Raw genomic sequence first — 26,619 nt, forward strand, 5'->3', positions numbered from 1 at the left:
CGGGGATACCTTATGGGGAGGAACCGCCGTGAAGCCCGTCGACACGCGGAAGCCGGCAACACACGATTCCGAAGGGGAGCCGTTCCCCCTGTCCGCGGCGCAGCGTGCCACCTGGTTCGCGCAGCAACTCGACCCCGCGGTGCCGATCTCGGTAGCGCACTATGTGGAACTGCACGGCGACCTCGACATCGACCTGCTGCGCCGGGAGACCATCGCGGTGGCCCGCGAATTCCAGTCGCCGTTCCTCAAGGTCGTCGAGGTCGACGGCCGACCGATGCAGTACGTGGACCACGCCACCGACACGTCCATCGCCTTCATCGACTTTCGCGGTCAGGACGACCCGGTCGCTGCCGCGCACGAATGGATGGACCGGGACTACCAGGCCCCCCTCGATCTCGATGTGGATCGACTGTTCGAGACCTCGATTCTCTGCGTCGGAGAGTCGCATTACCTGTGGTACAGCCGCATTCACCACGTCGCGCTCGACGGATACGGCGCCATGACGCTGATCAACCGCATCGCGCACCGGTACTCGGCCTCGGTGGCCGGCCGCGAACCGGATCCGAGTCGCGCCGCGACCCTGCACGAGCTGTACGACGTCGATGCCCGCTACCGGTCGTCCGACCGCTTCGAGGCGGATCGGGAGTACTGGGCGAAGCGAGTCGAGGCCGTCGACGGATCGACTCTGGCCGACGCGCCCGCCCCCGCACTCGCCAGGAGCAAGGTCGAGAGTGCCCTGCTGTCCGAGGCGGCCGTGTCCGGTATCCACGGCGCCGACAGTCAGGCAAACGCCACCGCGGCAGTCACGATCATCGCCGCCTTCGCCTGCTACCTGTCGCGAATCACGGTGAAAACCGATGTCCTCGTGAATGTTCCGATGTCCGGCCGGACCACGTCGGTGCTGCGCAACTCCGGCGGCATGATGGTCAGCGTCGCGCCGCTGCCGATCACGGTCGACGAGGACGAGACGGTCGCGGACCTCGTGTCACGGGTCAGGCGAGAGCTGATGGGCGCGTTGCGGCATCAGCGGTGCAGTGTCGAGGACATCCGCCGCGACGTGGGCGCGGGCAGCGGCGCCGATCTCCACGGACCGATGGTCAACGTCATGCTGTTCCACCAGAACGTGCAGCTGGGTCCACTGGTCGGCGAATACCACATCGTCACGTCGGGTCCGGTGGAAGATCTCCTGGTCAACGTGTACCCGAGCGGGACACCGGCCGAGATCTTCGTCGATTTCCGGGCCAACCCGAACCGATACGAGGACGTGGCGCTGCGCCTGCACCACCGGCACTTCGTCGAACTGCTGGAAGAGTTCATCTCGGCCGACCCGCAGGCCCGGGTCGCGACGATTCACGAGGTCACGGCCCGCGACGGCGAGCGACGACGCCGCGAGGCGCATCAACTCGAGTACTGGACGGATCAGCTGGCGGGGATCCCCGAAGTGCTGAACCTGCCGTCCGATCGGCCGCGGCCCGTCGCGCAATCCGGGCGGGAAGACCGCGTAGAAATTCCGATCGGCGCGGAAGCGCATGCCGCGGTGCTGGCCCTCGCGCACGAACACGACACCACCGCGTTCTCGGTTCTGCACGCAGCGTTCACCGCGCTGCTGAGCAGGCTGTCGGGCGTCTCGGATGTAGTGATCGGAACCACGACCACGGTGGACCACGACCGGAACCTCGTGGCGCTCCGTACCCGCGTCGAACCGGACACGTCCTTCACGCGTCTCCTCGGCCACGTCCGCGACATCGACCGGGAGGCGTTCGAGCACCGCGACGTCCCATTCGAACGGGTGGTCCGGACGCTCGCCCTCGGCGATTCGCCCGCGTACTCGCCGATCGTCCAGGTCCTGCTCGAGTGCAGTGACGATCCGGAGACGTCCGGGATCGGCCGACTCGACCTCCGGGTGACCGCGACCGAGACCTTCGACGCCGACGGCATCCCGTCCGGCATCACGGCGACCCTCGGGTTCGCCACCGATCTGTTCGACCCCGGCACGGTCCGTCGCCTCGGCGAACGGTTCCGCCGAACCCTGGAGACGACCGCCGGCGACCCCGGACTCGTCGTCGGCGACGTCGACGTCCTGTCCGATACCGAACGGGCCACCCTCGTTCCGGTGTCCGGCGGGCCGGGGCGACGGGGCCGCACACTGCCCGAATTATTCTCAGCGGCAGCACGATCCAACCCCACCGGTGTCGCGCTCTCGTATGACGGTATCGAGATGACGTACCGCGAAGTGGACGAGCGCTCGAACCAGTTGGCACGCGTCCTCGCCGAACGCGGTATCGGGCCGGAGAACTTCGTCGCACTGGGCATGACTCGCTCGATCGAGTCGGTTCTGTCGATGCTGGCGGTGGCCAAATCGGGCGCGGCCTACGTGCCGGTGGACCCGAACTACCCGGCCGAACGGATCGAGCACATGCTGGGCGATTCGGGTGCCGCCCTGGGCGTGACGGTGTCCGCCGTCCGTTCCCGGCTTCCGGACGCGATTGCGTGGCTCGTGCTCGACGACGAAGAATTCCGGACCCTCTGCGCAACGCAGCCGGTATCCGTCGTGACCGATGCCGAGCGGGCACGGCCCCTCCGCGTGGAGAACCCGTCCTACGTGATCTACACATCCGGTTCCACAGGCAGGCCCAAAGGCGTCGTGGTCACACACGGTGGCCTGGACACCTTCGCGGCCGAGCAGCACTCACGATTCGGAGCGACGCAGACATCCCGGATTCTGCACTTCTCCACACCGAGTTTCGACGCGTCCGTCTCCGAGTACCTGCACGTGTTCGCCGCCGCGGCAACCATGGTGATCGTGCCGCCCACGGTCTACGGCGGCACCGAGTTGTCCCGGCTCCTGAAATCGGAGCGGGTCACTCACGGATTCGTCACCACTGCCGCGCTCGGAACGGTCGAACCGGACGGACTCGCCGACTTCGGGGACGTGGTGTTCGGCGGCGAGGCGTGCCCGCCGGAACTCGTCGAGCGGTGGGCGCCCGGTCGCAGATTGTGCAATGCGTACGGGCCCAGCGAGGCCACCGTCATGTCCAACATCAGTGCGCCGATGTCACCGACCGGAGCCATCACGGTGGGCGGTCCGCTCCGCGGATTCCACGAGGTCGTCCTCGATGCGCGGTTGCAACCCGTGCCGCCCGGCGTCGCCGGAGAGCTGTACGTCGCGGGTGACGGCCTCGCTCGCGGATATCACGGCAAATCAGCGTTGACGGCCGAACGGTTCGTGGCCAACCCCTTCGGCGGCCCCGGCGAGCGGATGTATCGAACCGGGGACGTGGTGCGGTGGCGAACCGACAGCACACTGGAGTACTTGGGCCGCAGCGATTTCCAGGTGAAGGTACGTGGCTTCCGCATCGAGCTCGGGGAGATCGACACCGTCCTCCACACCCATCCGCGCGTGCGGACCGCGGTGACGATGCCGCGAACGGCACCGTCCGGCGACACGGTGCTCGTGTCGTACGTGGTGCCTGCGGCCGGGCATCAGCTCGCGACTGCTGAGGTGATCGAGTATGCCGCAGAGCAATTGCCGACGTACATGGTGCCGGCGGCGATCGTGGTACTGGACGAGATCCCGATGACACCGGTGGGGAAGCTCGATCGTGCGGCACTGCCGGCGCCGGAATTCCTCTCCACGGCCGCCGAGTTCCGTGCACCTGCCACTCCGGTGGAGCGGGCCGTCGCGCGGGTGTTCGCCGACGTACTGGGTGTGGAACGAATCGGGCTCGACGACAGCTTCTTCGACCTCGGCGGAAATTCACTGGTCGCGACGAAAGTGGTGGCGCGGGTCAACGCCGCCCTCGGCGTCGACCTCGTGGTGCGGACCCTGTTCGAGGCACCGACGGTGGAGGCACTGGCGGACCGGATCGAGGGTACTCACGCGAGGCGCCCCGACCGCCCGGACCTGGTGGCGCAGACGCGTCCCGACCGGATCCCGCTATCGCTCGCCCAGCAACGTATGTGGTTCGTCAATCAGTACGACACCTCGTCACCGGCCTACAACATTCCGATGGCGCTCCGACTGTCCGGAACGCTCGACGTGGAGGCGCTCCGGGCCACGGTGGCGGACGTCCTCGAACGACACGAATCGCTGCGCACGGTGTATCCGGCGTCAGTGGACGGACCGCATCAAGTGATCCTGCCACCGGGGGAGGTGATTCCGGACCTGGATCCGACGGTCTGCGACGACGAGGACGCGGTGCGCGCGCGGATCGCCGAATCGACCGCTCGGGGCTTCGACGTGAGCACCGAGGTGCCCGTGCGTGGTGCCCTGTTCCGGACCGGCCACGACGAGCACGTCCTCATGCTGGTGGTGCACCACATTTCGGCGGACGGAGCGTCGCTGGCCCCACTCGCGCACGACCTGATGGTGGCGTACTCGGCGCGGGTACAGCAGCAGGCATCCGGCTGGGCGCCGCTGCCCGTGCAGTACGCCGACTACAGCCTGTGGCAGAGGGCGGCCCTCGGCAGTGACGAGAATCCCGACAGCCTGATGTCGGCGCAGTTGGAATACTGGAAGCAGACGCTGTCCAGCCTCCCCGACGCGATGGATCTGCCCTTGGATCGACCGAGGCCCGCGGACAGAGCATTACGGGGTGGGATCGTCCGGTTCCCGGTGTCAGCGGAACAGCATCGGGCGCTTCTCCTCCTTGCGCGGCAACACAACTCCACGATGTTCATGGTGATGCACACGGTGCTGGCGGTGCTGGCGGCGCGGCTGAGTGGTTCCGGAGACATCGCGATCGGGACGCCGATCGCCGGGCGCGGCGAGGAAGCACTCGACGACGTGGTGGGGATGCTCGTCAACACTCTGGTCCTGCGGACGACCGTCGAGTCCGCCGCGACGTTCGGCGAGGTGCTGTCCCGGGCGCGGGAGGCGGATCTGGCGGCGTTCGGTCACGCGGAGGTGCCGTTCGAGAGCGTGGTCGACGCGGTCGCACCGACCCGCTCGACCGCGTACTCACCGCTGTTCCAGGTTCTCCTGGAGTTCCAGAACACCGCCCCGGCGCACCTCGACCTGCCGGGACTGACGGTGGAGATCCTCGATGTCGAAACCGGTGTGTCCAAGTTCGATCTGCAGTTGACGCTCGCGGAGCGCTACGACGCGTCCGGGACGCCGGCAGGCATCGACGCGTCGTTCACGTTCGCGTCGGACGTGTTCGATCCGGAGACGGTCACGGGATTCGGGGAACGGTTCCTCCGGATTCTGGCGGGAGTGGTTGCGGATCCGGATGCGCCGGTCGGTGATGTGGAGGTTCTGGGGCCGGGTGAGCGGGCGTTGGTGGTGGGTTCGTGGAATGCGACGTCGCGTGTGGTGCCGGCTGTGACGTTGGTGGGGTTGCTCGACGCGCAGGTGGCGCAGACTCCGGACGCGGTCGCGGTGGTGTGCGGTGCGGTGGTGTTGTCGTATGGGGAGTTCGATGCGCGGGTGAATCGGCTGGCGCGGTTCCTGATCGCGGCGGGGGTGGGTCCGGAGTCGTCGGTGGGTGTGGCTGTGCGTCGTTCGGTGGAGATGTTGGTGGGGTTGTACGCGGTGGTGAAGGCGGGTGGGGCGTATGTGCCGATAGATCCGGATCTGCCTGCCGAGCGGGTGGGGTATGTGGTGGGGATTGCGGATCCGGTGTTGGTGTTGACGACGTCTTCGGATCGGGTGGTGGTGCCTGCGGGTGTGCGGGTGGTGGAACTCGACACCCTGGATGTGTCGGGGTTCTCGGCGGGTTCGGTGGGGGACGGCGATCGATCGGCTCCGGTGCGGCCGGAGAATCCGGCGTATGTGATCTTTACGTCGGGGTCGACGGGTCGGCCGAAGGGGGTGGAGGTTCCGCACGAGGGTGTCGTGAATCGGTTGTTGTGGATGCAGGATCGGTACCCGTTGGCGTCGGATGATGTGGTGTTGCAGAAGACGCCGGTGACGTTCGATGTGTCGGTGTGGGAGTTGTTCTGGCCGTTGATCGTCGGTGCGCGGTTGGTGATCGCGGAGCCGGACGGGCACCGTGACCCGGCATATCTGGTGAACGCGATCGTCGAGAATGACGTCACGACACTGCATTTCGTCCCCTCGATGTTGGCCGTGTTCACCGCGGAACCGGCAGTGACGCGATGCACGAGCCTGCGGCGGGTGTTCGCCTCGGGTGAGTCATTGCCCGCGCAGACGGCCTCGAGGATGCAGGCGTTGTTGCCAGGCGCCCGGATCCACAATCTGTACGGTCCGACGGAGGCGTCGGTGGATGTGACGTTCCACGAGGTCACGGGGGCGGATCGGACTGTGGTGCCGATCGGGGTGCCGGTGTGGAATACGCAGGTCTACGTGCTCGACGGGCGGTTGCGGGTGGTGCCGGTGGGGGTGGCGGGGGAGTTGTATCTCGGGGGTGTGCAGTTGGCGCGGGGGTATCAGGGGCGGCCGGATTTGACGGCGGATCGGTTCGTGGCGAATCCGTTCGGTGCTGGGGTGGAGGGTTCGCGGTTGTATCGGACGGGGGATCGGGTTCGGTGGTTGCCGGGTGGGGTGTTGGAGTATTTGGGGCGTACGGATTTTCAGGTGAAGTTGCGGGGTCAGCGGGTCGAGTTGGGGGAGATCGAGGCGGTGTTGTTGCGCCGGGAGGATGTGGCGCAGGCGGTGGTGGTGCTGCGCGGTGATGGGTCGTCGGGGGAGTATCTGGCGGGGTATGTGGTGCCGGTGGCCGGTGCGGTGGTGGACGAGCGGGTGGTGCGGGAGTCGGCTGCGGTGGCGTTGCCGGGGTTCATGGTGCCGTCGGTGGTGGTGGTGCTGGCGGAGTTGCCGGTGACGGTGAACGGCAAACTCGATCGAAAAGCTCTGCCCGAACCGGACTTCGTCAGCGCCGCGGTGGGTTTCGTCGCTCCCCGATCCCCGATCGAGGGGATAGTGGCCGCCGTGTGCGCCGACCTGCTCGGTCTCCCGCGGGTAGGCGTGAACGACGACTTCTTCGCCCTCGGCGGAAACTCTCTGATCGCCACCAGGTTGGTCGCGCGGATCAATGCGGCCGTCGGGGACCGGATCGGTATTCGCGACGTATTCGACGCCCCCACCGTGGCCGGTCTGGCGGCGCTGGCCGAGTCGCAGGAAGGGTTGGAGGCCCGGCCACCGCTGAAGCCGAGGGATGGTACCGCCGAAGTCCCCGTGTCCCCCGCCCAGCAGCGAATGTGGTTCATCAACCAGTTCGACACCTCCTCGTCCGCATACAACGTCGCGTTCGCGTTGAGGCTCGAGGGGCGGCTCGACCTGCATGCGCTCCAGGCGGCGGTGGCCGACGTCGTCGAACGGCACGAGGCCGTGCGCACCCTCTTCCCGCTCACCGACGACGGGCCACGCCAGGTGATCCTCCCCGCGGCGACCGCGGTGCCCGACCTCGAACCGATCGCGGTGTCGGGGGAATCCGAGCTTCGCGACCAGTCGCGGAGAGTGCTGTCCGCGGGATTCGACGTCACGACGCAGGTGCCGTTGCGCGCACGACTGTTCAGGCTCGACGAGGATGTGCACGTGCTCGCGGTGGTGGTGCACCACATCGCGGCCGACGGCTTCTCGATGGCACCCCTCGCGCGCGACGTCATCGACGCGTACGTGTCCCGGGCAGGCGGGTCGGCCCCGGACTGGGCCCCGCTCGAGGTGCAGTACGCCGACTACGCGCTGTGGCAGCGCGAGTGGCTGGGGTCGGAATCCGACGAGAATTCACCCATTTCACGACAGCTGACCTACTGGACAACCACGCTGTCGGATCTGCCCGAAGTGCTGGAGTTGCCCACCGACCGTCCCCGTCCCACCGTGCGGTCACTTCGCGGCGGCCGCGTCGAGTTCGTGATCGATCCGGAAGTTCATGCCGGTGTGGTCAGGCTGGCGCGGCAACACACCACGACGGTGTTCATGACGTTGCATGCCGCGTTGGCGATGATGCTGGCACGGGTGAGCGGTGCGGACGACATCGCCATCGGGACGCCGATCGCCGGTCGCGGCGAACGCGAACTCGACGACGTGGTGGGCATGTTCGTCAACACCCTCGTCCTGCGCACCCACGTCGACGGCGGCGCCACCTTCTCCGAGTTCCTGGCCGGCGTTCGAGAAACCGATCTGGGCGCCTTCACCCACGCGGAGGTCCCGTTCGAACGGGTGGTGGAAGTCCTGAGTCCTTCCCGGGTGACGGCGTACGCGCCGCTCTTCCAGGTGATGCTGGAGTTCCAGGACATCGAGCGCCCCACGCTGGAGTTGCCGGATCTGCATGTCCGGAACATCGACCTCGAGATCGACACCGTCAACTTCGATCTGCAGGTGACACTGGCCGAGAACGCCGACGCCGACGGCAACCCGACCGGCATCGCCGCGGCGCTGGGCTACGCGACCGATCTGTTCGACGAGGACACGGTGCTCGGCCTCGCGGAACGGCTCGTGCGCATTCTCGAAGAAGTCACGGCCGACCCCGGCGCCCGGGTCGGAGACATCGACATTCTCGGACCACTGGAGCGTGCCGTACTGACCCCGGTGACGGGCGGTGCGGCAGTTGAAGCACGGACGCTGCCGGATCTGATGGCTGAGGCGGCCGCGAACGATCCGGAGGCCACTGCGCTGATCTTCGACGGGCGCGTCGTGCGCTACCGGGACCTCGACAGGCGATCGAACCAGCTGGCCCGCATGTTGATCGGGCACGGTGTCGGCCCGGAATCCGTCGTCGCAGTGTGTGTGCCGCGGTCCGTCGAATCCGTCCTGGCCGTCTGGGCGGTGGCCAAGTCGGGGGCCGCGTTCCTCCCGGTGGATCCGGACCATCCGGCAGCACGGATCGAATTCATGCTCACCGACTCCGGTGCCGTGTGGGGTGTGACGGGGTCGGCGCAGCGCGGCGCACTTCCGGACACGGTGCCGTGGCTGGTGCTGGATGAACCGGGCTTGGAGGATCGACTGTCGCACTATCCGTTGTCGGCGATCACCGATGGCGAGCGGACAGCGACGATTCGGATCGACAATCCCGCCTACCTCATCTACACCTCGGGGTCGACCGGCACGCCCAAGGGTGTGGTCACCACGCACCGTGGTCTCGCCTCCTTCGCTGCACAGGAGAGGGCGGCGTTCGGCACCACGCCCGAATCCAGGACGCTGCAGTTCGCATCGCCGAGCTTCGACGCGTCCGTTCTCGAACTGCTGCTGGCGGTCGGCGCGGCAGCCACGATGGTGATCGCACCGCCGGCCGTCTACGGCGGTGCCGAATTGGCGCAGTTGCTGGAATCCGAGCGGGTCACGCACTGCTTCGTCACTCCGGCGGCGCTGGCGTCGGTCGACCCCGACGGTCTCACCGCGCTCGAGTGTGTGGTGACGGGCGGCGAGGCGTGCCCGCCCGAACTGGTCGAACGGTGGGCGCCGGGCCGTCGCATGTTCGACGCGTACGGGCCGACCGAGTCGACCGTCGTGTCGAGCATCAGTGACGAACTGGTACCGGGGGCTCCGATCACCATCGGCGCGCCCACGCTCGGTTTCGCCGAGGTCGTGCTGGACGCGCGACTGCACCCGGTGCCTGCCGGTGTCGCAGGGGAGTTGTATCTGGCAGGCCCCGCCCTCGCACGCGGGTACCGCCGGCGGTTCCCGTTGACCGCCGAACGATTCGTCGCCGATCCCTTCGGCCCGCCGGGAAGCCGGATGTATCGCACCGGCGACCGTGCGCGCTGGCTGCCCGACGGTCAGTTGGAGTACCTCGGGCGCACCGATTCCCAGGTGAAGATCCGGGGTTTCCGGATCGAACTCGGCGAGGTCGAGTCGGCGTTGCTCGCCCACGTCTCCGTGGCCCACGCGGTCGCGAGTGTGTGGAAGGGGGACGGCGGCGATCGGCTGATCGGTTACCTGGTGCCTGAACCGGGTGCGACGATCGATGCGAGGGCTGTCCTCGACTTCGTCGGGGGCCGGTTGGCGTCGTACATGGTGCCGGCGGCGCTCGTGATGCTCGAATCGCTTCCGCTGACGGTGCACGGAAAGCTCGACCGCACAGCGCTTCCGGCTCCCGACTTCGCGGGTTCCGAGAGTCGGCCGCCGCAAACCGAGACCGAGGCGCTTCTCGCCGGACTGTTCGAGGAGGTGCTCGGCCTGGACTCGGTGGGCGTGGACGACTCGTTCTTCGCCCTTGGCGGCGACAGCATCATGTCGATCCAGTTGGTGGCGCGCGCACGAGCCGCCGGTGTAACCCTTTCTCCCCGAGATGTGTTCGACCACCGGACGGTCGCCGGTCTCGCCGCGTCGGCGCGATTCGACAGCGACGGCGCGGTGGCGCTCGACGAGCTGCCGGGCGGCGGAATCGGCCCCCTGCCGCTGACACCCGTCGCGTGCTGGACGTTCGAGCGCAGCGGCGGACGGCTCGACAGGTTCACGCAGGCACTGCTGCTGGCGGCCCCCGCCGGTCTCACCCGTGAGGTCCTCGTCCGCGCCGTCGACGCGTTACTGGACCGGCACGACATGCTCCGCGCGGGTGTGTCCCGAGAAGGCATGGACGTGTTGCCTGCGGGCGCGGTGCCGGCGGACGCACTGGTCCGCCGGGTTCCGGTCGACACGGTGGCGGGAGACGGCTTCACCGCACTCGCGACCATGGAACTCGATGCTGCGGCCGACCACCTGGACCCCGCCGCGGCCCGCATGGTGCGGGTGGTCTGGTTCGACGTCCCCGACGGCGCCGGGCGACTGCTCGTGGTGGTGCACCACCTCGTGGTCGACGGTGTCTCGTGGCGCATCCTCGTCGCGGATCTCGCGTCGGCGTGCAGCCAACTCCAGGCCGATCTCACACCGGCACTGCCGCCGGTCGGAACGTCGATGCGGCGCTGGTCGCACGGCCTGTCCGACGCTGCGCGGCACCGGGCCGGCGAACTGGCCTCGTGGGAGAAGATCCTGGACGGCGCGGACCCGCTGATCGGTTCGCGGCCACTGGATCCCGCGATCGACGTCGACGCGACCGTCGGCACCGTCACGGTCGACGTGCCGTCGGCGGTGACCGATGCCCTGCTCACCACGCTTCCGGCCGCGTTCCACGGGAGTGTGGGCGATGGACTGCTCGCCGCCGTCGCGCTGGCACTGATCGCCTGGCGACGGGATCGGGGCGTCTCCGTCTCGGACGCTCTGATCACCCTCGAGGGCCACGGCCGCGAGGAGCAGGTCGTCGCCGGCGCGGACCTGTCCCGCACCGTCGGCTGGTTCACCACCGTGTATCCGGCGCGGTTGAACCTCACCGGAATCGATGTCGACGACGCGATGGCAGGCGGTGTCGCGGCAGGGCGAGCGGTCAAGGCCGTCAAGGAGCAGTTGCTGGCGATCCCGGATCACGGGATCGGTTACGGACTGCTGCGCTACCTGGGCGACGAGACGTCGGAGGCCCTCCGCCGATTCCGCGCTCCGCAGGTGAGTTTCAACTATCTCGGTCGAGTGACCACCACGGACGGGGCCGAGGACTGGCTGCCGGTGGAAAGCACGCTCGGCGGCACGCGCAACCCCGACCTGCCGGTCGCGTCCGTGATCGACATCGACGCCGTCGTCGCCGACGGTCCCGAGGGACCCCGGTTGAGGGCGTCGTTCGCCTTTCCGGCCGGGGTCCTCGACGAGGCCGAGGTCGCGGCGTTCGCGGATCTGTGGTGCCGCGCCCTCGACGGGCTTGCCGCGCACTTGTCACGACCGGATGCGGGCGGGCTGACACCGTCCGACCTTCCGCTGGTATCGGCCGGCCAGCAGCAGATCGAGCGCTGGGAGGCGCGGTTCCCGCGACTGCGGGACGTGTGGTCGCTGTCTCCGCTGCAATCGGGATTGCTGTTCCACGCGTCCCTGGCCGCGGAGTCGATGGACGTCTACACGGCGCAACTGCGCATCGACCTCGCGGGTGCGGTCGACGCCGGACGTCTGCGCGCCGCCGCGGCGGGACTGCTGGCCCGTCACCCCAGCCTGCGGACCGCGTTCGTCTACGACGACGGGGTGCCCGCGCAACTGGTGGTCGACGCGGTGGACGTGCCGTGGCGGGAGGTGGATCTCACCGTCGAGGGGTCGGTCCCCGACACCGAACTCGTGCGCCTACTCGACGACGACCGCAGTGCCCGATTCGACCTCACCCGGCCGCCGCTGCTCCGTCTGACCCTGTTCCACACCGCACCGGAGCGCTTCGTGCTGGCGGTCACGAATCATCACATCATCCTGGACGGCTGGTCGATGCCGCTGCTGGTGCGGGAACTGCTGGTTCGCTATGCCGCCGACGGCGACCCGGCCGGGCTGCCGGAGCCGCCCTCGTATCGCACGTATCTGGACTGGGTAGCGACCCGGGACGCGGAGGCGTCGGCGCGGGCCTGGGAACGAGCGCTCGACGGTGTCGAGGAGCCGACTCTGGTGGCGCCCCACGCGTCCGCGGAACTCTACGGTGTGCCCCACGAACTTGACGTCGAACTGCCCGCCCCGGTGCTCGATGGACTTGCGGCCGCGGCGGAGCGCGCCGGCGTCACCATGAACACGGTGATCCAGGCGGCGTGGGGGATGCTGCTGTCCCGGTTACTTTCCCGCGACGACGTGGTCTTCGGTGCCACCGTGTCCGGTCGTCCACCGCAGCTGTCCGGTGTCGAGAACATGCTGGGACTGTTCATCAACACGGTGCCCGTGCGAGTGCGGGTGGACCCGGACGAGAGCGTCGGGCGGCTACTCGTCCGCCTGCAGGACGAGCAGACGTCCCTACTCGACCACCATCACCTCGGCCTCGGCGAGATTCAGTCGCGGGTGGGTGTGGGCAATCTGTTCGACACGCTGTCGGTGTTCGAGTCGTTCCCGATCGACACGTCCGGACTGGACGAGAACACCGACATCGGGGGCATGCGGGTGACCGGTCTCGATGCCCGCGACGCCACGCACTATCCGCTCACTCTGCTGTCGATCCTCGAACCACGGCTGCGATTGAGTCTGCGCTACCAGCCGGGAGCCGTCGACCGGGACGATGCCGCAGCGCTCGCCGACCGCCTCGTCCGGATTCTGGTGACGATCGCCGGCGACGTGGACACCGCGGTCGGTGATGTGGAGGTTCTGGGGCCGGGTGAGCGGGCGTTGGTGGTGGGTTCGTGGAATGCGACGGGTCACCCGGTGCCGCGCACCACCCTTGCCGACCTGCTCGATGCGCAGGTGGGGCGGACTCCGGACGCGGTCGCGGTGGTGTTCGGGGATGTGGTGTTGTCGTATGGGGAGTTCGATGCGCGGGTGAATCGGCTGGCGCGGTTCCTGATCGGGGCGGGGGTGGGTCCGGAGTCGTCGGTGGGTGTGGCGGTGCGTCGTTCGGTGGATTTGCTGGTGGGGTTGTACGCGGTGGTGAAGGCGGGTGGGGCGTATGTGCCGATAGATCCGGATCTGCCTGCCGAGCGGGTGGGTTTTGTGGTGGGGATTGCGGACCCGGTGTTGGTGTTGACGATGTCTTCGGATCGGGTGGGGGTGCCTGCGGGTGTGCGGGTGGTGGAGTTGGACGCCCTGGATGTGTCGGGTTTCTCGGCCGGTGTGGTGGGGGATGAGGAGCGGCGTGCGCCGTTGCGTCCGGAGAATCCGGCGTATGTGATCTTCACGTCGGGGTCGACGGGTCGGCCGAAGGGGGTGGCGGTGCCGCACGAGGGTGTGGTGAATCGGTTGTTGTGGATGCAGGATCGGTACCCGTTGACGTCGGAGGACGTGATCCTGCAGAAGACGCCGGTGACGTTCGATGTGTCGGTGTGGGAGTTGTTCTGGCCGTTGATCGTCGGTGCGCGGTTGGTGATCGCGGAGCCGGATGGGCACCGTGACCCGGCGTATCTCGAACGGGTGATCCGCGAGGAGTCGGTCACCACCGTGCATTTCGTGCCGTCGATGCTCGAGGTGTTCCTGGCGGGGGCGAACGTGGAGGGGTGCGGTGCGTTGCGCCGGGTGTTCACCAGCGGTGAGGCGTTGCCGTCGGCAACGGCGGCACGTCTGCGCGGGGTGAGCGGGGCGGAGCTGCACAATCTGTACGGTCCGACGGAGGCGTCGGTGGATGTGACGTTCCACGAGGTCACGGGGGCGGATCGGACGGTGGTGCCGATCGGGGTGCCGTTGTGGAATACGCAGGTCTACGTGTTGGACGGGCGGTTGCGGGTGGTGCCGGTGGGGGTGGCGGGGGAGTTGTATCTCGGGGGTGTGCAGTTGGCGCGGGGGTATCAGGGGCGGCCGGATTTGACGGCGGATCGGTTCGTGGCGAATCCGTTCGGTGCTGGGGTGGAGGGTTCGCGGTTGTATCGGACGGGGGATCGGGTTCGGTGGTTGCCGGGTGGGGTGTTGGAGTATTTGGGGCGTACGGATTTTCAGGTGAAGTTGCGGGGTCAGCGGGTCGAGTTGGGGGAGATCGAGGCGGTGTTGTTGCGCCGGGAGGATGTGGCGCAGGCGGTGGTGGTGCTGCGCGGTGATGGGTCGTCGGGGGATTATCTGGCGGGGTATGTGGTGCCGGTGGCCGGTGCGGTGGTGGACGAGCGGGTGGTGCGGGAGTCGGCTGCGGTGGCGTTGCCGGGGTTCATGGTGCCGTCGGTGGTGGTGGTGCTGGCGGAGTTGCCGGTGACGGTGAACGGCAAACTCGATCGAAAATCCCTGCCCAAACCTGACTTCGGCACGCGCACGATCGGATATCGCGCCCCCACCACACCCGCGGAGGAAGCGATCGCCACGGCCTTCGCCGCCGTCCTCGATGTCGATCGCGTCGGGGCCGACGACAGCTTCTTCGACCTCGGGGGAGACTCGCTCAGTGCCACCCGGGCGGTGGGACGCATCAACAGCGCACTGGACACGACTCTGGGTGTCGCGGCGCTGTTCGACGCACCCGTGGTGTCCGATCTGGCCGTCCGGATCGACTCGGACGTGAGGACGAGTTCCGCCTCCCCGCCACTCACCGCGACGGCGCGGCCCGAGCGGATTCCCCTTTCCCTCGCGCAGCAGCGCATGTGGTTCATCAACCAATTCGACACCTCCTCACCGGCCTACAACATTCCGGTCGCCCTCGACTTGGACGGCGCGGTGGACCTGTCTGCGCTACGAGCGGCACTCGGCGGCGTCATGGACCGCCACGAGTCGCTGCGGACCGTGTTTCCCGGTTCCGCCGACGGACCCCGGCAGGTGATCGTCGATTCCGCGCTCGCGACCCCTGACCTCGAACCGGTCCCGGTTGCCGAAGGGGCCCTTCACGACTCGCTCACCGCATTCTTCGGCGTGGGATTCGATGTCACCGAGGACCTTCCGATCCGGGTGCGACTGTGGGAACTCACTCCCGAACGGCACGTTCTCGCCCTCGTCGCGCACCACATCGCGGCCGACGGCTTCTCGATGGCACCTCTTGCGCGGGACGTGATGCTCGCCTACACCGCCCGCGCGCAGCAGCAGGCACCCGGCTGGGCGCCGCTGCCCGTGCAGTACGCCGACTACAGCCTGTGGCAGCGAGCGGCTCTGGGCACCGAAGACCAGCCCGATTCGATGATGTCCGGGCAACTCGGCTATTGGGCGCGGACGTTGTCGGGCATCCCGGACGTGCTGCCACTGCCTCTGGATCGGCAACGACCCCTCCAGCGGTCGCTCCTCGGAGACGTCGTCCCGTTCGACATCCCGCCCTCCGTCCACAAAGCTCTGACCGAGCTGGCACGCCAGCACAATTCGACGCTGTTCATGGTGGTGCACGCCGCGCTGGCCGTGCTGCTCGAGAGAGTGTCGGGATCGGACGACGTGGTGGTGGGAACCCCGATCGCGGGCCGGGGCCACGCGGCACTCGACGACGTGGTGGGAATGTTCGTCAACACGCTGGTGCTCCGCACAGCGGTGGCACCAGGATCGTCGTTCGCCGACGTGCTCACCGACGTGCGGTCGGCGGACCTCGGCGCGTTCGAGCACGCAGACCTTCCCTTCGAGCGTCTGGTGGACGAACTCGCACCCGAGCGGTCCACCGCGCACTCACCCCTGTTCCAGGTGTTGATCGAATTCCAGAACGCCACCCGCACCCACCTGGAACTGCCCGGGTTGACCGCCCGGTCGCTCGACGTCGATCTGAACGTCGCGAAGTTCGATCTGCAGCTGAGCCTGGTGGAGCGAGTCGACGAGCAGGGGGTTCCGGCCGGGATCGGCGCCGGCCTCCGCTACGCGACCGACGTGTTCGATCGTGCGTCGGTACAGAGTTTCGCGGAGCGCTTCGTGCGCGTGATCGAGGCCGTGACCACCGACCCAGCCACACCCGTCGGGGACATCGACATCCTGCACGCGCCCGAACGCGAACTCGTGCTCACCGCCGCGCATCGGCCGGGGACCGACGTCCCACCGCTGTCGCTCGTGGACGCGTTCGATCGCATGGTGGCATCCGCGGGCGATGCCGTCGCGGTGCGCTGCGACGGCGCGTCGATGACATACCGCGAACTCGACGACCGGGCCAACCGGCTCGCGCGACTGCTCGTGGCGCAGGGGGTAGGTGCGGAAACGCTGGTGGCGGTGGCGATGACGCGGTCGGTCGACCTCGTCGTGGCGCTGCTCGCGGTGGTGAAGTCGGGCGCCGGTTACCTTCCGGTGGATGTGGCCTCTCCTGCCGAGCGGTTGGTGTTCCTGCTCGGCGACGCCCGGCCGGAGTGTGTGCTCACCACGACTGCGGACGCCGCGACCTTCCGCGGCGCCGGGGTCCCGGTGGTGGTGCTGGACGACCCCGAAAGCGTGACTGCGCTGCAGCAGTTCTCGGCGCTACCGGTGACCGACGACGACCGTCGTACTCCACTGCACCTGGACTCGGTGGCGTACGTGATCTACACGTCCGGTTCCACCGGGCAGCCGAAGGGCGTGCAGGTCTCGCACCGCAACGTGATCACGTTACTGGCGAACACCCAGACGCTGTTCGGATTCGGACCGGCCGACGTGTGGACCATGTTCCATTCCGCCGCGTTCGACTTCTCGGTGTGGGAAATGTGGGGAGCGCTCGCACACGGTGGCCGGCTGGTGCTGGTGGACTATTTCACGGCGCGCTCACCCGAGAAGTTCCTCGAACTCCTGCGCGGCGAAACCGTCACGGTCGTGAATCAGACCCCCACCGCCTTCTACCAATTGGCGGAGGCCGATCGCCTCGCCGGTGGTCCCGGCCTGTCGTTGCGATACGTGATCTTCGGCGGGGAGGCCCTCGAATTCGGCCAGTTGCGGCGCTGGTACGCACGCCGGGGCGACGCCGCGCCCGTCCTCGTCAACATGTACGGCATCACGGAAACGTCCGTGCACGTCAGCCACCTGCCGATCGACCGGGACCTCGTCGAGGAGGAGTCCGCATCGGTGATCGGCCGGGGACTGCCCGGGCTGCGCGTGTACGTGCTCGACGGTCGACTCCATCCGGTGCCGCCGGGCGTGGTCGGGGAGATGTACGTCTCGGGTGCGCAGGTTTCGCGCGGCTACCTGGGCCGGGCCGCCCTCACGTCCGGCCGATTCGTCGCCGACCCCTTCACTCCCGGCGCCCGGATGTACCGGTCCGGCGACCTGGGCAGGTGGAACGGGAACGGCCAGTTGGAGTACCTCGGCCGCAACGACCTCCAGGTGCAGGTGAAGGGCTACCGGATCGAACTCGGTGAGGTGGAAGCGGCGCTGCTCGCGTGCGAGGGGGTGTCGCAGTCGGTCGTGACGGCCCGCGGGGACCGGTTGGTGGGGTACGTGGTGCCGGAGACCGGCGCGGCGATCGACCCGGCCGCGATCATCGATGCGGCCGCGGTGCGATTGGCGTCGCACATGGTGCCGGCCGCGGTGGTGGTTCTCGACGAGTTGCCGCGGACGGTGAACGGCAAACTCGATCGGAAAGCCCTGCCCGAACCGGACTTCGGGCAGCGGGTGACCGCGGGCCGCAGCCCGGTCACCGAGACCGAACGGATCCTCGCCGACCTGTTCGCGGAGGTCCTCGGCCTCGACTCGGTGGGGGTCGACGACTCGTTCTTCACCCTCGGCGGGGATTCGATCATGTCCATCCAACTGGTCACTCGCGCCAAGGGCGCCGGGATACTGATCTCGCCGCGCGAGGTGTTCGAACGGAAAACCGTTGCCGGGCTGGCCGCGGCGGCCGGGACGGACGACGAGACCGCTGTTCTCGACGAATTGCCGGGAGGCGGGATCGGCGAGATTCCGCTGACCCCGATCGTGCGGTGGATGCTCGCCCGGGGTGGGGATTTCCGCCGCTTCTCGCAGTCCGCACTGTTCACGCTGCCCGCCACGGTGGACGAACGCACCCTGACGGAAGCTCTGCAGGCCGTGCTGGATCGGCACGACCTGTTGCGGGCCCGGCTGTACCGCACGTCCCGCACCGAAGAGGGCTGGTCGATGGAGGTGCAGGCCGAAGGGTCGGTGCGGGCGGCGACCGTTCTCCGCCGGGGGCGGATGGACGATGTCGGCGCCGAACTGGACGGTGCCCTCGACCGGCTCGACCCGGAATCGGGCGTCATGATGCAGGCGGTCTGGCTGGACGGGGCCGAACACCCGGGTCGCGTGCTGCTCGTCGTCCATCATCTGGCGACGGACGGTGTGTCCTGGCGGATCCTGATCCCCGACCTCGCGGCGGTGTGCGCGCAATTGCAGTCCGGCGCGGCACCGGCGCTGGAGCCACCGGGGACGTCGATGCGCCGGTGGGCGCACGCACTCGCCGACGCCGCGCGTGAACCCCAGCGCACCGCCGAGGTCGAACTGTGGCGGGGAATGCTGCACGCGCCCGACCCGCTGCTGGGGTCGCGCCCGGTGACCGCGTCGGACACCGCCGAGACGGCCGCGGACATCGCGGTCCGGGTTCCTGCCCCGTTGACCGAGACGCTCCTGACGACCGTGCCGCGGGCCTTCCACGGCAGTGTGGGAGATGCGCTGCTGACGGCGCTGACCATGGCGCTGACGAGTTGGCGGCGACGACGCGGGATCGAACTGCCCGGCGCGCTGGTCAGTCTCGAGGGACACGGTCGCGAGGAGCAGTTGGCGCCGGGCGCTGATCTCGCGCGCACAATCGGCTGGTTCACGACGATCTTCCCGGTGCGACTCGATCTGAGCGGGGTCGACCTCGACGACGCGTTCGCCGCAGGCCCGTCCGCGGGGGCCGCGGTGAAGACCGTGAAGGAGCAACTCCTCGCCGTTCCCGACCACGGCATCGGTTTCGGACTTCTCCGGTACCTGAACGACGAGACGGCGCAGGTTCTTTCGCCGCTGCCGATGCCTCAGGTCAGCTTCAACTATCTCGGCAGGATGGGCCCGACCGCCACGGCGACCGACGAGGGGTGGGTGCCGGTCGAGGAACCCGGACTGCGCGAGAAGTCGGCGGTGCCCGTCGCGGCCGTCGTCGACGTCAACGCGATGACCGTCGACTCGGGCGACGGCCCCCAGCTGAACTCCACGTGGACGTACCCGCCGGGCGTCCTCACCCGCGAGGAGGTCGAGGAACTCGCGCAGCTGTGGGTGCAGGCACTCGCTGCTCTCGGCGCGCATGCGGAGTCGGGTGGCGGCGGGTTCACACCGTCGGATCTCGATCTCGTCGAACTGCGGCAGGATGCGATCGAGGACCTCGAACACGTCTGTCCGGACCTGACGGACGTGTGGCCGCTGTCGCCCCTGCAGTCCGGCATGCTCTTTCACTCCGAACTCGCCAACGACTCCCTCGATGTCTACCTGGTGCAGGTGAGCCTCGAACTCGAGGGCACCGTGGATCCGCATCGACTGCGCCGCGCGGCCGATGCGCTGCTGGCCCGGCACGCCAATCTGCGCGCCGGCTTCCGGCACGACGCCGAGGGCAACGCCGTCCACGTGATCCGGCGACGGGTGGAGGCGCCCTGGCGCGACGTCCCACTCACGGCTCTGGACGAGGACGCCGCGGCTGCCGAGGTTGCGCGACTGCTGGCCGAGGACAGGGTCCGCCCGTTCGACCTGACACGTGCCCCGCTGATCCGGTTCATGCTGATCGCGACCGCGCCGAACCGCTACCGGCTGGTGTCGACCAACCACCACATCCTCCTCGACGGCTGGTCGATGCCGTTGCTGGTCCGGGAATTGCTGACGCTCTACGCCACCGACGGGGACCCGTCGCCGCTGCCCCGCGTCCGCGGGTACCGCGACTACCTGGCGTGGATGAGCCGCCGAGATCACGGCGCCTCCCGGGAGGTGTGGGCTCGGGCCCTCGCCGGGGTGGACGGACCGACGTTGCTGGCCCGCTCGGATCCGGGACGGCGGCTGTCCACGATGTCCGACGAGTTCGTCTTCGACCTGGACGAGGACCACACCACACGCCTGCGTGATGTCGCGCGGTCGCGTGGCCTGACGGTCAACACGCTCGTGCAGGTCGCGTGGGGGATTGTGCTGGGTACGTTGACCGCCCGCGACGACGTGCTGTTCGGTGCCACCGTTTCGGGGCGGCCTCCCGAACTGGCCGGCATCGAGACGATGGTCGGACTGTTCATCAACACCCTGCCCGTCCGGGTCAGGCTGCGCCCCGACGACACGGTGGGTGCTCTGCTCGAGCGCGTGCAGGCCGAGCAGGCGGCATTGCTGGATCACCACTACCTCGGGTTGGCCGAGATTCAGAGTGCAGCCGGGCCGGAGGTCGGATTCGACACGCTGACGGTGTTCGAGTCGTACCCCGTCGACCGCGCCGGGCTCTCCACCGAGACCGACATCGCCGGAATGCGCGTCACCGGAGTGGATGCGCGCGATGCGGCCCATTATCCGCTGAGTCTCGTGGCATCCGTCGACGCTCGTCTGCGCCTGAAATTCGAGTACCTCCCGGACGTCTTCGACACGGACACCATCGACGACATCGCCGGACGCGTGCTGCATGTACTCGACGCGTGCGCTCGTCCGGACCAGCCGCTGGCCGCGCTGTCGCTGCTGACCGACCGGGAGCGCGCCGACCTGGTGCCGGTCCGCGGCCGTCCGGGCGGGTCGACCCGGACGCTGCCGCAGATCCTCGACGAGGGGGCCGCGGTCGATCCGGGCGCGATCGCACTGTCCTCCGAGGACGGCGACGTGAGCTACGGCGATTTGGACGAGCGGTCGAATCGCCTGGCGCGCGCACTCATCGCCCGTGGGGCGGGCCCGGAGACGTTCGTGGCCATCGGGATACCGCGGTCCCTCGACTCGATGCTGTCGGTGTGGGCGGTGGCGAAGACCGGTGCGGCGTTCGTGCCGATCGATCCGAACTACCCCGACGAGCGCATCACTCACATGCTCGTCGATTCCGGAGTCACTCTCGGCGTGACCACATCCGAACACCGAGGCCGGCTCCCGGGCACCGCGCACTGGCTGGCCCTGGACGAACCCGGCTTCGCGACCGAGTGCGCCGAGCGCGCGGGGGCACCCGTGACCGACGCCGACCGGAGCGGTCCGGTCACGCTGGACACCGCCGTGTACGCCGTCTACACGTCGGGGTCCACCGGTGTGCCCAAGGGTGTGGTGGTCACCCATCGCGGACTCGACAACTTCGCTCTCGACCAGCTCGAACGTTTCGGTGCGACACCGCAGTCCCGGACTCTGCACTTCTCCACACCGAGTTTCGACGGGTCGGTGTTCGAGTACCTGCAGGCCTTCGGTGCCGGCGCGACGATGGTGATCGCGCCGCCCAGCGTGTTCGGCGGCGAGGAACTCGCGCGGCTGCTGGCCGACCGGAGCGTCACCCATGCCTTCATCACCACCGCTGCGCTGGCGTCACTCGATCCGGCCGGGCTGGCGCAGCTCACGGACCTGGTGTTCGGCGGCGAGGCCTGCCCACCCGAACTGGTCGCCCGCTGGGCGCCGGGCCGCCGGTTGTACAACGCGTATGGACCGACCGAGACGACGATCATGTCCAACATCAGCGAGCCGATGGTCCCCGGGCACCCGATCACCATCGGCGGGCCGATCCGCGGGGTGACGGAACTGGTGCTCGACTCCCGGCTGCAACCGGTCCCCGTGGGAGTTCCCGGCGAGTTGTATCTCGCCGGGGCCGGCCTGGCCCGCGGCTACCACCGCCGACCGGCACTCACCGCCGAACGGTTCGTCGCCCACCCCGTCCGCCCCGGCGAGAGGATGTACCGCACCGGCGACATCGTGCGGTGGACGGCAGACCACAGCATCGAGTACGTGGGCCGCACCGACTTCCAGGTGAAGGTGCGCGGCTTCCGCATCGAACTCGGCGAGATCGACTCCACCCTCATGTCGGAGCCGGACGTCGGATTCGCCGCCACTCTCGCGCACCGCGGCCCCGCGGGAGACACCCTGCTGGTGTCGTACGTCGTTCCGGCGTCGGGTCGCTCCCTCGACCCGGCCGTACTCACCCGGCACCTGGCGGACCGCCTGCCGTCCCACATGGTGCCCACCTCCATCACGGTGCTGGAGCGCATTCCGCTGACCGCCGTCGGCAAGCTGGACCGCACGGCACTGCCCGAACCCGACCTGCTCTCCGGGACAGGGCACGACCGGGTTCCGGTCGGTCCGATCGAGGACGCGGTGGCCGTCGTCTTCGCGGAGGTACTCGGCCTCGCGCGCGTCGGCGCCGACGCCGGTTTCTTCGACATCGGTGGCAACTCCCTGAGCGCCACCCGGGTGATGGCACGGCTGCGCGCGCTGCTCGGCACCGACTGCGGGGTGCGGGATCTGTTCGAGGCGCCCACGGTCGCCGCGCTGGCGGCACGAATCGAGCACGCCGGCGCCGGGCCGTCCGGACGTCCGGTGCTCGCGGCCCGCACCCGGCCCGAGGACATCCCGCTGTCGTACGCGCAGCAGCGGATGTGGTTCGTCAATCAGCTCGACACCACCTCGGCTGCCTACAACATCCCGATCGTGGTGTCACTGAGCGGGGACCTCGATGTGGGATCGCTGAACTCGGCACTCACCGACGTCGTCGCCCGGCACGAGTCGCTGCGCACGATGTTCCCGGTCCGCGGGGACTGGCCGGTTCAGCAGATCCTGCCCGCCGAGGGTGCGGTGCCCACTCTGACCCCCGTCCCCGTCGCGGACGAGCACGGCCTGCGGGAAGAGCTGACCCGGCTGGTCACGGCGGGTTTCGATGTCACCGCGCGGATCCCGCTGCGGGCCGGACTGTACTCGCTGAGCGACACCGAGCACGTACTCGCCGTGGTGGTGCATCACATCTCGGCGGACGGGTTCTCGATGGTCCCGTTGGTGCGCGACGTGATGACGGCGTACGGCGCCCGCGTCGGCGGCGGCGCACCCGACTGGCTGCCCCTGCCGGTGCAGTACGCCGATTATGCCCTGTGGCAACGGGAGTCGCTGGGTTCGGGCGACGACCCCCGGTCGCTGATCTCGCGGCAACTCGACTACTGGACGACCACACTCGCCGGCGCCCCCGACCTTCTGGAACTCCCCACGGATCGGGATCGGCCGTCCCAGCAGTCCTTCCGCGGCGCGCGCATCCACTTCTCCGTCGACAGCGACTTGCACCGTCGCATCAGCGAACTGTCGCGACGTCTCGGCTCCACCGAATTCATGACGGTGCACGCCGCCCTCGCGGTGTTGCTCAGCCGTCTCGGGGGAACCCCGGACGTCGCCGTCGGCACCCCGATCGCCGGCCGGGGAGACCCCGCACTCGACGACCTGGTGGGCATGTTCGTGGGCACGCTCGCCCTGCGCACACAGGTGGATGCGGCCGAGTCGTTCACCGCCCTGGCCGCGCACTGTCGCGACGTCGACCTCGAAGCCTTCGCCCATGCCGACGTTCCGTTCGAGCGGGTGGTGGACGCGGTCGGCCCGACCCGATCGACGGCGTATGCTCCGCTCGTCCAGGTCTCGCTGGAATTCCAGAACAACGAGCGACCGGTGCTGACACTGCCGGGACTGGAAGTCCGTGGAATCGATCCCGGGCTCGCCGTGGTCAAGGTGGATCTCGAATTCCTCCTGGCGGAGGAGTTCGACGCGAACGGTGCGCCGGCCGGGATGAGCGGCGCCGTCGACTTCGCGACCGATCTCTACGACCCCGACACGGTCCGCGGCTTCGCCGGCCGCTTCGTGCGCATCCTCGACGCCGTCACCGAGAATCCGGACCGGCCGATCGGCGACCTCCCCCTCCTCGACGCGGTGGAGTTGCGGGCGATGGTGCCTGCCCGCGGCGAGCTGCAGGTGCGCCCCGAGCTGTGGCCCGATCTGCTGACGGCCGCCGCCGCACTCGCCCCGGACTCGGTGGCCCTGTCCCTCGGGGACCGCCGGGTCAGCTACCGCCAACTCGACGAGTGGTCCAACCGGGTGGCCCGGGTTCTCCGCGGACGCAGGGTGGGACCGGAGACGTTCGTGGCAGTCGGAATGCCCCGGTCGATCGAGTCGGTGGTCTCGATCTGGTCGATCACCAAGGCAGGCGCGGCGTTCGTGCCCGTCGACCCCACCTACCCGCGCGACCGCATCGACTACATGCTCACCGATTGCCGGGCTGTGCTCGGCCTCACCGTGAGAAGTCGCCGGAGCACCCTGCCCGACACCGTTCCGTGGCTGATCCTCGACGACGAGGACTTCGCCGCGCAGGCGTCGGCCGTGTCGTCGGCACCGATCACCGACGCGGATCGGACGAGTCCGTTGCACCTCGCTCACCCGGCCTATCTCATCTACACGTCGGGGTCGACCGGAAGGCCGAAGGGCGTCACCGTCACCCACCGGGGTATGGCCGATTTCACCGCGGAGACGCACCAACGGTTCGAGGTCACCCGCGAGTCCCGGGTCTCGCAGTTGGCGTCCCCGAGTTTCGATGCCTCGGTGTTCGAGCTGATGATGGCGTTCGGCGCGTCGGCGCGCGTCGTGATCGTGCCGCCTGCCATCGTCGGGGGCAGCGAACTGGCGGATCTGTTCCGTCGCGAGCAGGTGACTCATGCGACCATCACGCCGACCGCACTGGCGGCCCTCGACAACGACGGACTCGATTCGCTCCGGGTCCTGGACCTGGTGGGCGAGGCGTGCCCGCCGGAGGTGGTGGCGCGGTGGGCGCCGGGGCGGAGCCTGCACAGCGGGTACGGGCCCACGGAGACCACGATCCAGGCGAGCGTCAGCGCCCCGATGCGTCCCGGCGAGAGCGTGAACATCGGGGCACCCGCCCGGGGATTCGCGTTCCTGGTCCTCGACGAGCGGCTGCAGCCGGTCCCGGTCGGTGTGCCCGGCGAGTTGTATATCGCCGGACCGGGTATGGCACGGGGGTACCACAACCGGGCGGCGCTCACCTCGGAACGCTTCGTGGCCTGTCACTTCGGGGAACCGGGGTGCCGGATGTACCGGACCGGTGACGTGGTGCGCTGGCGTGAGTCGGCGAGCGCACTCGAGTACATCGGGCGCAGCGACTTCCAGGTCAAGGTCCGTGGATTCCGTATCGAACTCGGCGAGATCGACGCCGTGCTCGCCCGTCACCCGGCGGTTGCCTTCGCCGCCAGCGTCGGTCACACCGGCCCGTCCGGTGACACCGTGCTCGCCTCGTACGTGCGGGCTCAGGACGGGCAGGAGGTGGAGCCCGCGGGACTGCGCACTTACGCGTCCGAGCGACTGCCCGCCCACATGGTGCCGTCCGCGGTGGTCGTACTCGATCGGATTCCGATGACCCCGGTGGGCAAGCTCGACCGGAAGGCGTTGCCCGCCCCGGAGTTCGGTTCGACCGGTGCGGCGTTCCGGGCACCGGCCACGGAAAACGAGCGAATCGTCGTGGACGCCTTCGCGGAGGTTCTCGGGGTGGACCGGGTGGGCACCGCGGACAGCTTCTTCGATCTCGGTGGAAATTCGCTCCTCGCCACCAGGATCGTCAGCGCACTGCAGGCCGCGCTGGACCGGAGGGTTCCGCTGCAGTGGATGTTCCTCGACCCGACACCGGCGGGGATCGCCCGCCGCCTCGACCTGCCGCATCGGAGCGCCGGTATGGAAGAGGCACTCGCCGTGGTGATTCCGCTGCGTGCGCACGGAAGCGGGCGACCGTTGTTCTGCGTGCATCCGGGCATCGGCCTGTCCTGGGGGTACGCCGGTCTGGTGCGGTATCTCCCTCCCGACCGGCCGGCGTACGGACTGCAGCTGCCCACGATCAGCGATGACGGCGACTACCGGACGATCGAGCAACTGGCCCACCGCTACATCGAGGAAATGCAGGCCATCCAGCCCACCGGCCCGTACGACCTGCTCGGCTGGTCGCTCGGCGGGGTCATCGCGCACGCCATGGCCGTCGAACTGCAGGCAGCCGGCGAAGAGGTCGCCACACTCGCCGTCATGGACAGCTACCCCGTGGGCGGCGAGGACCCGCTGGTCGGCCGGCTCGAGATCCGGGACCTCCTGCGCGGGTTGGGACTCCAGACCGAGGGGGACGGTGAGATGACCTACGAGCACGCCGCGCGGTTGATCGACGAATCGTTCGGGACCGAGACCGGAGTGCGAGGGCACGACCTCGAACGCATCGCCGCCGGGTACGAGAGTTCGAGGTGGCTCGCCCACCACTTCGTGCCCCGGGTGTACGACGGGGATCTGCTCATCTTCCCCGCCACGCGCGACGGAAACGGCACGACCCGGGCCCGGTCGGCGGACGAGTGGCGGCCGCTCGTGACCGGCCGGATCGACGAGCAACCCGTGGACTGCGGGCACAACGAGATGATCGAACCGCAGTCGCTCGCCGTCATCGGGCCGATCCTCTCGCGCGTGCTCTCCGAACGGCCGTGAATCGG

At 68.8% G+C, this 26,619-nt stretch carries 1 protein-coding gene; it reads left to right on the plus strand.

Features of this window, described 5'->3' with window-relative positions; translation table 11 throughout:
* Positions 1-28 precede the first annotated feature (28 nt).
* The gene (locus tag QM693_RS04745; protein ID WP_283351575.1) at positions 29-26,614 is read left to right on the plus strand and encodes a non-ribosomal peptide synthase/polyketide synthase; all 26,586 of its coding nucleotides are present in this window, start codon (positions 29-31) and stop codon (positions 26,612-26,614) included.
* Positions 26,615-26,619: the final 5 nt, after the last annotated feature.

Origin of the sequence: Rhodococcus sp. IEGM 1305, assembly GCF_030058635.1 — a bacterium.
Taxonomy (GTDB): domain Bacteria; phylum Actinomycetota; class Actinomycetes; order Mycobacteriales; family Mycobacteriaceae; genus Rhodococcus_F; species Rhodococcus_F opacus_D.